This window comes from Ruegeria intermedia (genome assembly GCF_900129345.1).
GTDB lineage: Bacteria > Pseudomonadota > Alphaproteobacteria > Rhodobacterales > Rhodobacteraceae > Ruegeria > Ruegeria intermedia.
This window is the reverse complement of sequence record NZ_FQVK01000004.1, coordinates 147,761-162,175: the sequence shown is the minus strand read 5'-3', so window position 1 is coordinate 162,175 and position 14,415 is coordinate 147,761. Positions and strand designations below refer to the sequence as shown.

The window sequence follows — 14,415 nt, the reverse complement described above, 5'->3', positions numbered from 1 at the left end:
GGGCTCGCATGAAAATTGCCTCGTTCAACATCAACGGCATCAAAGCCCGCGCCGACGCCCTGCTGCGTTGGCTGGACGACGCCCAGCCCGACGTCGCCGTGTTGCAGGAAATCAAATCCGTCGACGAGAACTTTCCGCGAGAGATCTTCGAGCAGCGCGGCTACAACGTCGAAACCCACGGTCAAAAAAGCTTCAACGGGGTCGCGATCCTGTCAAAACTCCCGTTGGAGGATATCACCCGCGGACTGCCAGGCGATGATGACGACGATCAAGCTCGGTGGATCGAAGCGACCGTCGTGGGCAAGAAAGCGCTGCGGGTCTGCGGGCTGTACCTTCCGAACGGGAACCCCGCCCCCGGACCAAAATTCGACTACAAACTGGCATGGATGGAACGGTTGCATCGACGCGCGGTCGAATTGCTGAAGGCCGAGGAACCCGCCCTAATGGCAGGCGACTACAACGTCATTCCGCAGGCCGAAGACGCCAAACGCCCGGATGCCTGGCGCGAGGACGCGCTGTTTCGTCCCGAAAGCCGCGCCGCCTTTCGAAAAATACTGAACCTCGGGTTCACGGACGCGTTCCGCGCACGAACCCAAGGCCCTGGGCATTACACGTTCTGGGACTATCAGGCTGGTGCCTGGAACCGGAATGACGGGATCCGTATCGACCACTTCCTGCTGACCCCGCAGGCCACGGACCTGTTGCAGGATTGCCGGATCGATGCCGAGGTACGCGGGCACGAAAAGCCTTCGGATCACGTTCCGATCTGGGTGGACCTGGAACTCTGACCTGTCACGCCGTCGGATCGTAGTCGTAGATCCAGTCATAACTCCGCGTCAGCCTGCGACCGATCAGCGACAACGCCGCCTGCGCCGCAATCCGCGCTGGACCTTTCAGGTGGAAGTTGCGTGCGTTGCTTGCGGCGGCAGAGACCACCGCCCGGGCGCGGGGGCGGCGCCTGGCTTCATAGGCTGCGAGTGCGCGTTGGATGCCTGACTGGTCATCGAATGCACGCCTGAGGACCCAGGCGTCCTCGAGCGCGAGGCATGCGCCCTGGGCCATGAACGGCAAGGTCGGATGGGCCGCGTCACCCAACAGGGCCACACGCCCGTTCTGCCACTTCTGTGCCACCGGACGCAGGAACAGTGCCCAGATGTTCACCTTGTCGATACGGGCAAGGATTTCCCCCGTGACCCCGCCGAAATCGGCGAAGCGCGCCCGCAGGTCGCCGGCGTCGCCTTCCAGTTTCCAGCCTTCCTCGGTCCAGTCCGAGCGCTCCTCGATCGCGACGATGTTCATCTGCGATTGATCGCGCAGCGGATAGGTCACCACGTGGCGGCCCGGCCCCATGGTCAATGTAGCCATGGGGGTCGCCGTACGGTCGGCCCAGGGAATGGTCGCGCGCCACGCGACCTGATGGGTGAACCGGGGCGCCTCGGTTCCGTTCAGAACCGGGCGGAGATGGCTGCGCCCGCCGTCCGCCGCGATGACGCATTCGGCCCGGAGGCGGGTCCCGTCGCGCAACGAGATCTCGGCGTCCGAGGGGTGTTTGCGCACATGCGTGACCCGCGCGTTCAGACGCAGTTCTACCCCCGACCGCAGGGCCGCGTCGCGCAGCAGGTCCAGCAGATCTGCACGATGGTAGTAATACGTCGCCCCGGCCGCGGGCGGCGGCACCCGGCTGATGACGCGCCCGCGCCGATAGTCGCGCAACACGGTTCCGTGCGAGATCTGCGCGGCCTCGGGCGGAGACCCGGCCACCCCCAGCGCGCGCAGCACCGCCATTCCGTTTGCGCTGATCTGCAGCCCGGCGCCGACCTCGGCCAGCTCGGGCGCCTGTTCCAGCACGGTCACCTGCGCGCCGCGCTGCTGCAGCGCGACGGCGGCGGCAAGGCCACCGATCCCGCCGCCCACCACCGCAAATTTCAAGACGTCGATCTTCATGCAGCCGGCATAACGCAAAAACGCCGGAACCACAGGCCCCGGCGTTCGGATTCGTCAGAACTTTCCAGCGATCAATCGTCGCGGTGCACCTTTTCGCGACGCTCGTGCCGCTCTTGCGCCTCGAGCGTCATGGTCGCGATCGGGCGGGCATCCAGCCGCTTGAGCGAAATCGGATCGCCGGTGACCTCGCAATAGCCGTACTCGCCCTCCTCGATGCGGCGCAGCGCGGCGTCGATCTTGGCCACCAGCTTGCGCTGACGGTCGCGGGTGCGCAGTTCCAGCGCGCGGTCCGTCTCTTCGCTGGCGCGGTCGGCGACATCGGGAATGTTGCGGGTGTTGTCCTGCAGCCCTTCGATGGTGTCGCGGCTGCCCGCCAGAAGTTCGTGTTTCCAATTCAGCAGCTTGCGGCGGAAATACTCAAGCTGTCGTTCATTCATGAAAGGCTCATCTTCGGCCGGTCGGTAGTCTTCCGGCAGAAAAACTTCCTGCTTCATATCTGCTCCCTTGGCATGGCCGGAAACGTCTTTTGCGGTTGCATCGCCTGACATTCGGCACCCCCTTCTGCGCAGCATTTATCCCACGGGGCCGGGAATGTCACTATGCAAACGCCAGCCCGGTACGCCGCCGATGAAATTGGTACAAACATGAGACTTAGCGCACAAAATCGACTTTTTTCGTGAAACGGATCCGGCCATTTTGCGGCAGGTTCAACGCCGGATCGAACCGGGCGATCCGAATCAACCAGGGGGCGGTTGATTGGCCGGGCCCAACCCGCGACGCTGCGACCCGGGTTGTAAAAGATCACCCCTGCCGGTAACCCGGTGCCCGAGTTCTTTGCCGGCGCGCCGCGCGACAACCATCACGAGGGCTACATGACCACACGTTTCGAAGGCACCGCAGACTATGTTGCCACCGACGATCTGACCATCGCGGTGAATGCCGCCGTGACGCTGGAGCGACCGCTTCTGGTCAAGGGTGAGCCGGGAACCGGCAAGACCGAACTGGCCAGGCAGGTGGCCGCGGCGCTGGGCCTGAAGATGATCGAGTGGAACATCAAATCCACCACCCGCGCCCAGCAGGGCCTGTACGAATACGATGCCGTCAGCCGCCTGCGCGACAGCCAGCTGGGCGACGAACGCGTGAACGACGTCCGCAACTACATCAAGAAGGGCAAGCTGTGGCAGGCCTTCGAGGCCGATGAAAAGGTCGTGCTGCTGATCGACGAGATCGACAAGGCCGATATCGAGTTTCCCAACGACCTGCTGCAGGAACTCGACAAGATGGAGTTCCACGTCTACGAGACCGGCGAAACAATCCGGGCCAAGAACCGCCCCATCGTGATCATCACCTCGAACAACGAAAAGGAACTGCCCGACGCGTTTCTGCGCCGCTGTTTCTTCCACTACATCCGCTTCCCCGACGAGGCCACGATGCGCCGCATCGTCGAGGTCCACCACCCCGGCATCAAAGAGGCGCTGCTGACCACCGCCCTGACCCAGTTCTATGAAATCCGCGAGACACAGGGGCTGAAGAAAAAGCCCTCGACCTCCGAGGTGCTGGACTGGTTGAAACTGCTGCTGGCCGAGGATCTGGACGCCGAGGACCTGAAGCGCGACGGGGTCAATGCCCTGCCCAAGCTGCACGGTGCCCTGCTGAAGAACGAACAGGACGTGCACCTGTTCGAACGGCTGGCTTTCATGGCGCGCGCCAAGCGCTGAAGCTTGCCGGTCGTTGACCATTCCGTGATCGCGGCTTGCCTTGGGGCGCACCTGATGCCAGCATCGGCGCGCGCCCGTCCGAGGCCACCAATCGAGCAACCAGACCGCAAAGGCTCCCAAACGTGACCCAGCCGTGCATTCGCCCGCTGACCGCCCAGGACCGGCCGGAATGGACCGCACTGTGGCGCGCCTATCTGGCCTTTTACGAAACCGAGTTGCCGCAGGCGGTCTATGACAGCACTTTTGCGCGCCTGCTGGGCGATGACCCCCGTGACTTTTCCTGCCTCGTGGCCGAGCGCGACGGGCGATTGGTGGGGTTGACCCATTTCCTGTTTCACCGGCATGGCTGGAAGGTCGAGGATGTGTGCTACCTGCAGGACCTCTACGCCGATCCGCAGGTGCGCGGCGCCGGGGTCGGCCGCGCCCTGATCGAGGCCGTCTACGCCGAGGCCGACCGTCGCGGTGCGCCCTCGGTCTATTGGTTGACGCAAGAGTTCAACCACGCCGCGCGCCGGCTGTATGACAGGGTCGGGCAGCTGACCCCGTTCATCAAATATCAGCGTCCATGACAAGGCTGGCGGCCTTCGTCCTGGCCCTGGCGCTGGCGGGCTGCAGTACGGTCGAAACGATCGAACTGCCCGCCGAGGTCAAATCGACCGAAAGGCCCCTGCCCCCGGCCAAGTCCTTCGGCGCGCCGCGCCCGGTTCCGCCCACGCGCGCGAACGCCAACATCGCCGCAGATTTCCTCGACCTGTTCTTCTTTCTGGAAAGCGGCACCCCGTTGCCGGTGTTCACCCGGTTCGAAACCCCGATCACGCTGCGCCTGACAGGCACCCCGGCCCCTACCATGCAGGCCGACCTGAGCCGGGTGCTGACGCGCCTGCGCACCGAGGCCGGAATCGACATCCGGCAGGTCCCGGACGGGCCGGCCAACATCACCATCCAGGCCGTCCCCCAGCGCCAGATCCAGCGCGTTCTGCCGCAGGCGGCCTGTTTCGTCGTGCCCAACGCCCAAAGCCTGGACGAGTACCGCCGCGACCGGCGCAAACCCAAAAGCAGCTGGTCGGCCCTGCGCAGCCGCGAGCGGCTGGGCATTTTCATCCCCAACGATGTCAGCCCGCAGGAAATCCGCGATTGTCTGAACGAAGAACTGGCGCAGGCGCTCGGTCCGTTGAACGACATGTACCGCCTGCCGGATTCGGTGTTCAACGACGACAATTTCCATACCGTGCTGACCGGGTTCGACATGCTGATCCTGCGCGCCGCCTATGCGCCCGAACTGCGCACCGGCATGACGCGGGACGAGGTCGCGCAGGTGATCCCCGGCGTGATCGCCCGCCTCAATCCGCGCGGCGCCCGAGTGCCCGCCCAGGCGGTATCGGCCACGCCGCGCGCCTGGATCGACGCGGTACAGATCGCGGTAGGCAACGGGGCGCCCTCGCCCCGGCGGCTGCGCGCGCTGGACCGGGCGATGCGGATCGGCCAGCAGATGGGCTGGACCGACCACCGCCGCGCCTATCCGCATTATCTCAAAGGCCGGATGATCCAGTATGACGACCCCGAAGCCGCCCAGCGCGAATATGCGATTGCCCTGCAATTCCTGCGCGAAACGCCCGGAACCGAGGTGCATCAGGCCCATGTCATCGCCCAGATGGCCGCCTATGCGCTGGGACGGGATCGGGGGCCGGACATGCTGCCGCAACTGGACACGGCCATCGAAACGGCGCGACGGGCCGAGAACGCCGCGTTGCTGGCCACCCTGCTGCTGCTGAAATCCGAGGCGCTGGATCAGGCCGCCCGCCCCAAGGCGGCACGTACCGTCAGGCTGGACAGTCTGGGGTGGGCGCGCTACGCCTTCGGTTCTGAATTGGTGGTGCGCGCGCTGGTGCAGAACATCGCGCTGCGCAACCCGTGACACAGCAAACGGATGGCAGGCGAATGGGACTGGTTTGGGGCATGGCGATCGCAGGAGCGATTCTGGGCGCGCTGACGGCACGCAGGCGCAAGGGCAGCGGGGCCGACATCGCCCAATACGCCGCCGGATACGGCATCGCCTTCGCCCTTCTGGGGCTTGTGGCATCGCTGATCCTGGTTCGGATGGTGGGCTGACCGGATGTTCATTCCCTTTTTTGAAAACCTCAGAAAAGCCGGCATTCCCGTCTCGTTGCGGGAATACCTGACCTTTTTGGAGGGGATGAAAAAGGGGCTGGCCACCTATGACATCGAGGCGTTCTACTACCTCGCCCGTGTCTCGATGGTGAAGGACGAGCGCAACATCGACAAGTTCGACCGCGCCTTTGGCGCCAGCTTTGAAGGGCTGTCCGAGATCACCATGGATCAGGTGCTCGAGGCCGTGGACATCCCGGCCGAGTGGCTGGCCAAGATGGCCGAGAAGCACCTCTCGGACGAGGAAAAGGCCGAAATCGAAGCGCTTGGCGGGTTCGACAAGCTGATGGAGACGCTGCGCGAGCGGCTGAAGGATCAGCAAGGCCGCCATCAGGGCGGCAACAAGTGGATCGGAACGGCGGGCACCTCGCCCTTCGGCGCCTATGGCTACAACCCCGAGGGCGTGCGCATCGGCCAGAAGGAAAGCCGCCACCAGCGCGCGGTCAAGGTCTGGGACAAGCGCGAGTTCCGCAATCTGGACGACACGGTCGAGTTGGGCACTCGCAACATCAAGGTCGCCTTGAAACGCCTGCGCCGCTGGGCCCGCGAGGGCGCCGCCGAAGAGCTGGATCTGGACGGGACCATCCGCGCCACCGCCGAGCACGGATACCTGGACGTCAAGACCCGGCCCGAGCGGCACAATGCGGTCAAGGTACTGCTGTTTCTCGATGTGGGCGGCTCGATGGATCCGCATATCAAGGTGGTCGAGGAATTGTTCTCGGCCGCGCGGGCCGAATTCAAGCACCTGGAATATTTCTATTTCCACAACTGCCTGTACGAAGGCGTCTGGCGCGACAACCGCCGCCGGTGGGATGCGCAGACCCCCACGCATGAGGTGCTGCGGACCTACGGCCCCGACTACAAGTGCATCTTCGTGGGTGATGCGTCGATGTCGCCTTACGAGATCGCCTATCCCGGCGGCGCCAACGAGCACTGGAACGCCGAGGCCGGTCAGGTCTGGCTGCAGCGCGCGCGCGAACAGTGGACGTCGAACCTGTGGATCAACCCGGTGCCCGAGAAATACTGGGAATACACCCATTCCATCGGCATGATCCGCGAGATCTTCGAAGACCGGATGGTGCCGATGACGCTGGCCGGGCTGGAGCGCGGCATGCGCGAGCTGACGCGCTAGCGCCAGCCCGGCTTTGGTTTTATCCGGCGATTGCCTGGACGCCCAGGAACAGCAGACCCGACAGCAGGGCCGCCGCAGGCACGGTGATCACCCAGGCCGCGATGATCGTCAGGAAATGCGACCGGCGCACCAGCTTGCGGCGGCGGCGCTCTTCGGGGGCCAGCACCGGGCGTTCCGGCACGGCACCGCGCGCCTTGATCAGGCGCCGCTCGGCGTCCCATTCGCGGAAGAACCCGACACCGAACACCGCGCCCACGGCGATGTGGGTCGAGCTGACCGGCAGGCCAAGCCAGCTGGCCACGATCACGGTGATCGCCGCCGACAGCGCCACGCAATAGGCGCGCATCGGGTTCAGCTTGGTGATCTGGCTGCCGACCACCCGGATCAGCTTGGGCCCGAACAGGAACAGGCCGAACGAAATGCCGAAGGCGCCGATGATCATGACCCAGGGCGGAATGTTCACCGCATGGGTGAAATCACCCACCGCCGAAGCCTGAACGATCGCGGCCAGAGGCCCGACGGCATTGGCCACGTCATTGGCCCCATGCGCAAAGCTGAGCAGCGCCGCGGAAATGATCAGCGGGATGCCGAACAGGATCTTGAGCGATTTGTTGCGGTTCTCCAGCCCTTCGGCCTGACGGCGAATGACCGGAATCGTCACCATCCAGATCAGCACTCCGCTGACCAGACCGATCACCAGGGCCGTCTGCAGATTGATCTTGAACAGATGTTTCAGGCCTTTCAGCGCAAGGTACGAGGCAAACGCCCCGGCCATGATGCCGACCAGAACCGGAACCCATTTGCGCGCCGCGGCGATCTTGTCGTCCTGGTAGATGATCCGGGACTTGATGAACCACAGGAACCCGGCGGCGATGACACCGCCCAAAACCGGTGAGATGACCCAGCTTGCCGCGATCTGGCTCATCTTGACCCAGCTGACCGCGCCGAACCCCGCCGCCGCGATCCCGGCCCCCATGACGCCCCCCACGACCGAATGCGTGGTCGAGACCGGAGCACCGACCCAGGTGGCCAGGTTGATCCAGAGCGCGGCAGACAACAGCGCCGCCATCATGCCCCAGATGAAGACGGTTGCCGTACCCATGCTTTCGGTATTGATGATGCCTTTGGCGATGGTCGAGACCACGTCGCCCCCCGCGATCAGCGCGCCGGCGCTTTCGAAAACTGCGGCAATCGCGATGGCGCCGCCCATGGTCAGGGTGTTTGCGCCCACCGCCGGGGCCATGTTGTTGGCCACATCGTTCGCACCGATGTTCAGCGCCATGTAGGCTCCGAACATGGCCGCGATCACGACGATCATCGTGTTGCTGGCCTGTCCGAACAGCAATGCGGCCGCGATCCCGGCGATCACGATGAACACGAAGGCGATGCCCGATCCGACGACCGGCCGCCCGACCTGCGCCGCTGCGACCTCGAGGCGGGAAAACCGCCGCAGGTCACGATCCAGTGTTTCCAGGTGCCGGGCTTCGGAGTCTGTATTGGCCATTTGTCCCTCTTGCATAGCGCGCGCGCACGGCGCGCGCCGCGCCCTAGAGGGGTTTTGCCCGCACTTCAACCTTTGAAATATGGAACTTGCGATCTGACGCCGCGCGATTTCCGTCTCATGAACTGCCTAAAGTCGCCCATGTTGCCCAAAAGTGATGAGGAACGACTTGCCCCCGCATCCCGATCCGCCCATATCTGAAATATGTTGCGTCTGACCCCAATTCTGCTGGCGATCGCCTATGCTATTGTGATGTATCGGATTTCCGTCTGGCGCACCCATCGCGAGCTGGATGCGAAGTCGACCGAGCTGGCCGATCCCGAGTTGAAGCGCATGACCGACCGCCTGGCCGCCGCCTTGGATGTGGCGCGCGTGCCGGTCTATATCTATGAAATCGACCCGGTGAACGGGCTGGCCGCGCCGGATGGGCGCATCTTCATCACCCGTGGCTTCTATCGCAAGTTCCGCAACGGCGAGGTTTCGGCCGAGGAGATGGCCAGCGTCATCGCGCACGAGCTGGGGCATGTGGCGCTGGGCCATGCCCGGCGACGGATGATCGACTTTTCCGGTCAGAACGCGATGCGGGCGGCGCTGATGATGCTGCTCAACCGGTTCATTCCCTTCATCGGCGCGTGGATCGCAAATGCGCTGACCGCGCTGCTGGCCTCGCGCCTGTCGCGGGCGGACGAGTACGAGGCGGACGAATACGCAGCCGCCCTGCTGACCAAGGCCGGAATCGGGATCGGGCCGCAGAAATCCCTGTTTCACAAGCTTGAGGATCTGACTCAGCAGCGGGCGGGCGTGGTTCCGGCCTGGCTGATGAGCCATCCCAGGACGGACGAGCGGATTGCCGCGCTGGAGGCCCTTGAGCAACGTTGGGAGCGTGGCTGAAGGTTGGGATGCGAGAGGCCAGCCTCTCGCGCTCTCCGGGATATTTTGGGCCAGATGAAGAGGTCAGGCCGCCAGAGCCTTGCCGAGACGCGGCAAGCGGGCCTTTTTCATCAATGCGCGCAGGGTCCAGCTGTTGCCCGACAGCCGGTTGGCTTCGGTCAGGACAGATTGGGCCACCTGTTCGACACTGGTCGGGTCACTCTGCCAGATGCCGTGAAGGAAGCTGTCGGGGTCGATGCGGGCAAGGCCCTCTTCCGCAAGGATATTTCTTGGGAAATCCTTGGCATTCACGGTGATGATCGTATCGGCCGAAGCGGCGACCGCGGTGGCCAGCACATGCGTGTCGGCCGGGTCAGGAAGCCAGAGGCGCTGTTCGAGACCGGGTGACTCGGGGCGTTCGGCCTGCGGCCAATGTGCCTGCACCAAGGCGATTTCGGCCCGGGCCTGCGCCTCGCCCTCGGGGCCGAGTTTGCGGGCTGCACGGGCCCATTCCTCGAGGATGCGAGCCGACCAGAGCGGGGTGAAGTGGCCCCGCGCCGCCACGCCCAGCAGCATTTCGCGCATCACCGTCGGGTAAATGACGCAGGTGTCAAGAACCGCCTTCACAGCCGGTAGAACACGGATTTCAGATAGCCGCTCTCGGCCAGTTGCGGCAGTTGCGGATGGTCGGGGCCGGCAAAGCCGGTGTGGACCATCTGCGCCTGACGCCCGGCCCGGCCGATGCCGCGGGCGCAGGCCTCGCGGAACCGGGTCAGGTCGGCGGCATGTGAGCAGGAACACAGGCACAGATATCCCCCCGGTTTGACCAATGGCGCGGCCAGACGGGCGATCCGCTCATAGGCCCGCAGCCCGGCATCCAGCGCCTGTTTCGACGGCGCAAAGGCCGGTGGATCGCAGATGACCACGTCGAACTGCGCGCCTTCCTCGCCCAGTTGCGTCAGCACGTCGAAGGCATCGCCCTGCCGGGTTTCAAAGCGGTCGCCAAAACCCGAGGCGGCGGCGCCCTGCTCGGCCAGGGTCAGCGCGGCGGCCGAGCCATCGACCGACAGCGCGTGGTCGGCGCCACCGGCCAGCATGGCCAGGCCAAATCCGCCCACGTGGCTGAACACGTCCAGTACACGCGCACCGGGACCCGCCAGCCGAGCGGCAAAGGCGTGGTTGGGGCGCTGGTCGTAGAACAGCCCGGTTTTCTGGCCCCCGGTCAGGTCGGCCATGTAGGTTGCGCCATTCATCGGAACGGGCAGCGGAGCATCGGGCGCGGTGCCGCGCAGGGTCTGGTTCACGTCATCCAGACCTTCCAGCCCGCGGGTGCGGCCCGAGGCGTTCTTGAGCACGGTCGTCACCCCCGTCACCGCGACCAATGCGTCGGTCAGAAGGTCCAGATGCGCCTCGGCCCAGGCGGCATTGGGCTGGATCACACAGGCGTCGCCGAACCGGTCGATGATGACGCCGGGAAATCCGTCGGCCTCGGCATGGACCAGCCGGTAGAAGGGCGTATCGAACAGCCGTTCGCGCAAGTCGAGCGCCCGGCGCAGGCGGGTTTCGAACCACCCGGCATCCAGTTGCGCCGACAGGTCGCGATCCAGCACCCGGCACATGATCTTGGAGTTCGGATTGACCGCCACCAGCGCGATCGGCGCGCGTTTGTCATCCTCGAGCACGGCCAGCGCCCCGGGCGCGATCTTGCGGGTGCGCCGGTCGGTGACGATGTCATTGGCGTAGACCCAGGGAAAGCCGTGGCGCAGGGCGCGGGCATTGGCCTTGGGTTTGAGGCGGATTCTGGGGCGGTCGGGCGGGTCGGCTTGGGTCATGGCGCCCTCATAGTCGCGATTGCGCGGGCAGGAAAGCCCCGATTGGGTCACCGCGACCGGGCACGCCAACCGCCGCGCCGGCGCGGGGCCTGCGCGGTGTTCAGCCCTTCGCGCAGGACCTGTGTCATTGGATGATCGGCGTCGCGCGCGGCATAGGCGGCGTGCAACTCGGTCAGCGCCTGTTTCTGGTCGCGCCCGTCCGGCAGGCTGAGCGCCCAGTCCAGAAAGATGCTGCGGCATTCGGGCAAGGCGATGCCCTCGATGCGATAGGCCTCGCGGATCAGGCCCTTGGGGTCGTTGGGGTCGTCACTGCGCGGCATCGCGTTCCTCCTCGATCACCGCGCCTATGATGGCGGCGGCGGTGGAATAGTTTTCCTGCAATGCGGCCTGCAACTGTTCGACCTGCTCGAACCTGGTTGCCCGGCACAGAAAGGCCGTGCCCCCCTGCCCGATCTTGTCGGCCTCGATCACCTTGCCCGACAGCAGCCGCGCGGCGCATTGTACCTGCCAGAATAGGTCATAGGCCGTGCGCAGGACCTGCGCCTGAGCGACCTCCAGCAGCCCCGCAGCGACGGCGCCCTGCAGGCCCGAGGCCACATCGCGTTCCGCCGAGCCCGCCAGCAGCGCCCCGGCCTCGGCCAACAGCTCGATGTCGAGCAGGCGTCCGGGGCCGTTCTTGACGTCCCAGATCCCGGCGGGAGACTTGGCCGCCGCCAGGCGCGCGCGCATTTCCGAGACTTCGCGCAGGACCTGCCCCGCGTCCCGCGGGCGCGCGATGAAGTCGGCGCGGAAGGCCTCGATGTCGCGGGCCAGGCCGGGCTCGCCCGCGACCACGCGGGCGCGGGTCAGGGCCAGGTGCTCCCACACCCAGGCTTCGTTCTGCTGGTAATGGGTGAAGCTGGCCCAGCTTGTCGCCACCGGCCCCTGATTGCCCGAGGGGCGCAGGCGCATGTCGACCTCGTACAGACGCCCCTGAGACATGGGTGCGGACAGCGCGGTGATCAGCGCCTGGGTGAACCGCGCATAGTAGGTGCGCGTGGCCAAAGGCCGCGGGCCATCCGACATCTCCTCGCCCTGCGGGTCATAGATCACGATCATGTCCAGATCGGATTGCGAGTTGATCCGGCCCGCCCCCAGCGACCCCATCCCCAGCACCGCCGCGCCCCGGCCCGGCGCCGGCCCGTGCTTTCGCGCGAACTGATGCTCGACACAGGGCAGGATGGCGGCAATCACGGCCTGGGCCAGCTCGGCATATTGCCGACCGGCCTCAAGCCCGTCGATCAGCCCGCGCAGGTGATGCACGCCGATGCGGAAATGCCATTCCTTGCACCAGCGCCGCGCCAGATCCAGCTGGGTTTCATAATCGGTCTCGGCGGACAGGGCCGTGGCCAGTTCCTGCCGGAGCGCGGCCTGACCGGGCCATTCGGCAAAGAAGCTGCCGCCAATCACCGCATCGAAAACCTGCGCGTTCCGCGACAGGTGCGACGCCAGCGCGTGCGAGGTGCCGACGATATCGACCAGAAGGTCGATCAGATGCGGGTTGGCCTCGAACAGGGAAAACAGCTGCACACCGGCGGGCAAGCCGGCCAGAAACCCGTCCAGCGCCAGCAGCGCCTCGTCGGGGCGGGCGGTCTTGGCCAGCCGGGCCAGCAATTCGGGCTTGAGCCGCTCGAAAATGCGCGCGCCCCGTTGCGAGCGCAGTGCCGGATAAGTCGGCCAGCGGGCCAGAACGCCGGCGTCGAATTCGACCGGGGGCGCTGCGGTCGGCGCGGGGCCGGAGCCGGGCGCGAAAAAGCCCTCGGTCAGCTCGTGCACCTCGGTCAGGCGGCGGGTCAGATCGGCCGTCAGCTCGGCGCTGGTAGTGCCCATCAGGCAGGCGATGCGCTCGATCCCGTCGGGCGACTGCGGCACCTTGTGGGTCTGCGCGTCATGCACCATCTGGATGCGGTGTTCGACCTCGCGATGGGCGCGGTAATGGTCGGTCAGCTTGTCGGTCACGTCCTGCGGAACCCAGCCCTTGGCCGCCAGCGCCGCCAGCCCCGGCACCGTGCCGCGCACCCGCAGGTCGGGGTCACGCCCCCCGGCGATCAACTGTCGGGTCTGGGTAAAGAACTCGATTTCACGAATGCCGCCCTGCCCCAGCTTCATATCATGGCCGGGGATCGTCAGTGCCCCCCCGGTGCCCTTGTTCTCGCGGATGCGCAAGCGCATGTCGTGGGCGTCCTGAATGGCGGCGAAATCCAGATGGCGGCGCCAGACGAAGGGCCGCAGGGTTTCCAGAAACCGCTGCCCGGCGGCGATGTCGCCGGCACAGGGGCGGGCCTTGATATAGGCGGCGCGCTCCCATGTGCGGCCCAGGCTTTCGTAATAGCGCTCGGCCGCCTCGGTCGCCATGCAGACGGGGGTGACCGCGGGATCGGGGCGCAGGCGCAGATCGGTGCGGAACACGTACCCATCGGCCGTCTTGTCGCTGAGCGTGGCGCAGAAATTGCGCGTGGCCCGCACCATGCCCTGCCGCGCCTCGTAGAAATCACCGGGATCGTACCGGGTTTCGTCAAACAGCACGATCAGGTCGATATCCGAGCTGTAGTTCAGCTCGTGCGCACCCATCTTGCCCATTGCCAGGATCACCATCCCCGCGGCGGTTTCCACGTCGTCTTCGGTCAGGCCGGGCAGCTTCTTGCGCCGGATCAGCGCTGCGATCTCGGCCTTGGCCGCGATGTCCACGGCAAGCGCGGCGAAATCGGTCAGCGCGCCGGTGACCTGTTCCAACGTCCACGCGCCAGACAGGTCGGCCAGAGCGGTCAGCAACGCGACGCGGCGCTTGGCCAGCCGCAAACCGGGCTTCAACTGGTCGGGCGGCAGGGCGCGGGCCGCCGCCATGACGCGCTCCATCGCCTGCTGCGGGTCCCGCAAGGCCTGCGCCAGCCAGTCGCCCTCGCGCTGGATCAGGCCGTTCAGATAGGGGCTGCTGCCGGCGGCACCCAGGATCAACTCGGACTGATCGGGCGTCAGATCGGGCACGGCGGCAACGGCTTCGCGCCCCAGATCGGGGTCATAGGCGCGCGGAACACGGGTGATGGACAGGGCTTCGCTCATGCGCGCAAGGTGCACATTGCCGTCCGCCAAGGTCAATGGGGCAAAGCGGCCCCGCAGGGAAGATCCGCACGGACGCGCAAAAATGTAAATCTTTTTCACATTGATCCCTTGCAACCCGGCCGCGCGCCCCCATCTAGATCAATGTGAAAGCGT

14 protein-coding genes are annotated in these 14,415 nt (G+C 65.7%); 7 read left to right on the top strand and 7 right to left on the bottom strand.

Features of this window, described 5'->3' with window-relative positions:
• The first annotated feature begins 8 nt into the window (after positions 1 to 8).
• Positions 9 to 788, top strand: coding sequence for an exodeoxyribonuclease III (gene xth / locus F3H26_RS04750; protein ID WP_149774922.1), 780 nt, complete (start codon positions 9 to 11; stop codon positions 786 to 788).
• A gap of 4 nt (positions 789 to 792) precedes the next feature.
• Here the strand turns inward: xth and F3H26_RS04745 are convergent, their stop codons facing one another.
• Both F3H26_RS04745 and dksA read right to left on the bottom strand, forming a co-directional pair.
• Positions 793 to 1,944 carry an FAD-dependent oxidoreductase gene (locus F3H26_RS04745; protein ID WP_149774921.1) on the bottom strand — a complete coding sequence of 384 codons (1,152 nt, stop codon included), beginning with the start codon at positions 1,942 to 1,944 and terminating at the stop codon, positions 793 to 795.
• Between the two features lie 71 nt (positions 1,945 to 2,015).
• Positions 2,016 to 2,438 (bottom strand): RNA polymerase-binding protein DksA, encoded by a 423-nt coding sequence (gene dksA, locus F3H26_RS04740; RefSeq protein ID WP_149774920.1) that lies wholly within the window; start codon positions 2,436 to 2,438, stop codon positions 2,016 to 2,018.
• A gap of 378 nt (positions 2,439 to 2,816) precedes the next feature.
• Here dksA and F3H26_RS04735 point away from each other — a divergent pair, with 378 nt between their 5' ends.
• The 5 genes from F3H26_RS04735 to F3H26_RS04720 all read left to right on the top strand — a co-directional run bounded on the left by F3H26_RS04735 (position 2,817) and on the right by F3H26_RS04720 (position 6,960).
• Entirely contained in the window at positions 2,817 to 3,662 is an 846-nt protein-coding gene (locus F3H26_RS04735) for an AAA family ATPase (RefSeq protein ID WP_149774946.1), read from the top strand.
• 122 nt (positions 3,663 to 3,784) lie between these two features.
• Positions 3,785 to 4,231: a GNAT family N-acetyltransferase gene (locus tag F3H26_RS04730; RefSeq protein WP_149774919.1), complete on the top strand. Its 447-nt coding sequence runs from the start codon at positions 3,785 to 3,787 to the stop codon at positions 4,229 to 4,231.
• Entirely contained in the window at positions 4,228 to 5,577 is a 1,350-nt protein-coding gene (locus tag F3H26_RS04725) for a DUF2927 domain-containing protein (protein WP_149774918.1), read from the top strand. The genes F3H26_RS04730 and F3H26_RS04725 overlap by 4 nt, the downstream gene beginning before the upstream one ends.
• Before the next feature lie 23 nt (positions 5,578 to 5,600).
• Positions 5,601 to 5,771, top strand: coding sequence for a hypothetical protein (locus F3H26_RS19375; RefSeq protein WP_188127688.1), 171 nt, complete (start codon positions 5,601 to 5,603; stop codon positions 5,769 to 5,771).
• Between the two features lie 4 nt (positions 5,772 to 5,775).
• The gene (locus F3H26_RS04720) at positions 5,776 to 6,960 is read left to right on the top strand and encodes a vWA domain-containing protein (protein WP_149774917.1); all 1,185 of its coding nucleotides are present in this window, start codon (positions 5,776 to 5,778) and stop codon (positions 6,958 to 6,960) included.
• A gap of 19 nt (positions 6,961 to 6,979) precedes the next feature.
• Here F3H26_RS04720 and F3H26_RS04715 read toward each other — a convergent pair whose 3' ends face one another.
• Entirely contained in the window at positions 6,980 to 8,464 is a 1,485-nt protein-coding gene (locus F3H26_RS04715) for an inorganic phosphate transporter (protein ID WP_149774916.1), read from the bottom strand.
• 201 nt (positions 8,465 to 8,665) lie between these two features.
• Here F3H26_RS04715 and F3H26_RS04710 point away from each other — a divergent pair, with 201 nt between their 5' ends.
• Entirely contained in the window at positions 8,666 to 9,352 is a 687-nt protein-coding gene (locus F3H26_RS04710) for a M48 family metallopeptidase (RefSeq protein ID WP_149774915.1), read from the top strand.
• Between the two features lie 63 nt (positions 9,353 to 9,415).
• Here F3H26_RS04710 and F3H26_RS04705 read toward each other — a convergent pair whose 3' ends face one another.
• The 4 genes from F3H26_RS04705 to F3H26_RS04690 are packed head-to-tail and all read right to left on the bottom strand — an operon-like array spanning position 9,416 to position 14,262.
• Positions 9,416 to 9,958: an RSP_2648 family PIN domain-containing protein gene (locus F3H26_RS04705; RefSeq protein WP_149774914.1), complete on the bottom strand. Its 543-nt coding sequence runs from the start codon at positions 9,956 to 9,958 to the stop codon at positions 9,416 to 9,418.
• Entirely contained in the window at positions 9,955 to 11,163 is a 1,209-nt protein-coding gene (locus F3H26_RS04700) for an RSP_2647 family RNA methyltransferase (protein ID WP_149774913.1), read from the bottom strand. The genes F3H26_RS04705 and F3H26_RS04700 overlap by 4 nt, the downstream gene beginning before the upstream one ends.
• A gap of 47 nt (positions 11,164 to 11,210) precedes the next feature.
• Complete coding sequence (locus tag F3H26_RS04695; RefSeq protein ID WP_149774912.1) at positions 11,211 to 11,483, bottom strand: hypothetical protein; 273 nt, start codon at positions 11,481 to 11,483, stop codon at positions 11,211 to 11,213.
• Complete coding sequence (locus F3H26_RS04690) at positions 11,470 to 14,262, bottom strand: [protein-PII] uridylyltransferase family protein (protein WP_149774911.1); 2,793 nt, start codon at positions 14,260 to 14,262, stop codon at positions 11,470 to 11,472. The genes F3H26_RS04695 and F3H26_RS04690 overlap by 14 nt, the downstream gene beginning before the upstream one ends.
• Positions 14,263 to 14,415 lie beyond the last annotated feature (153 nt).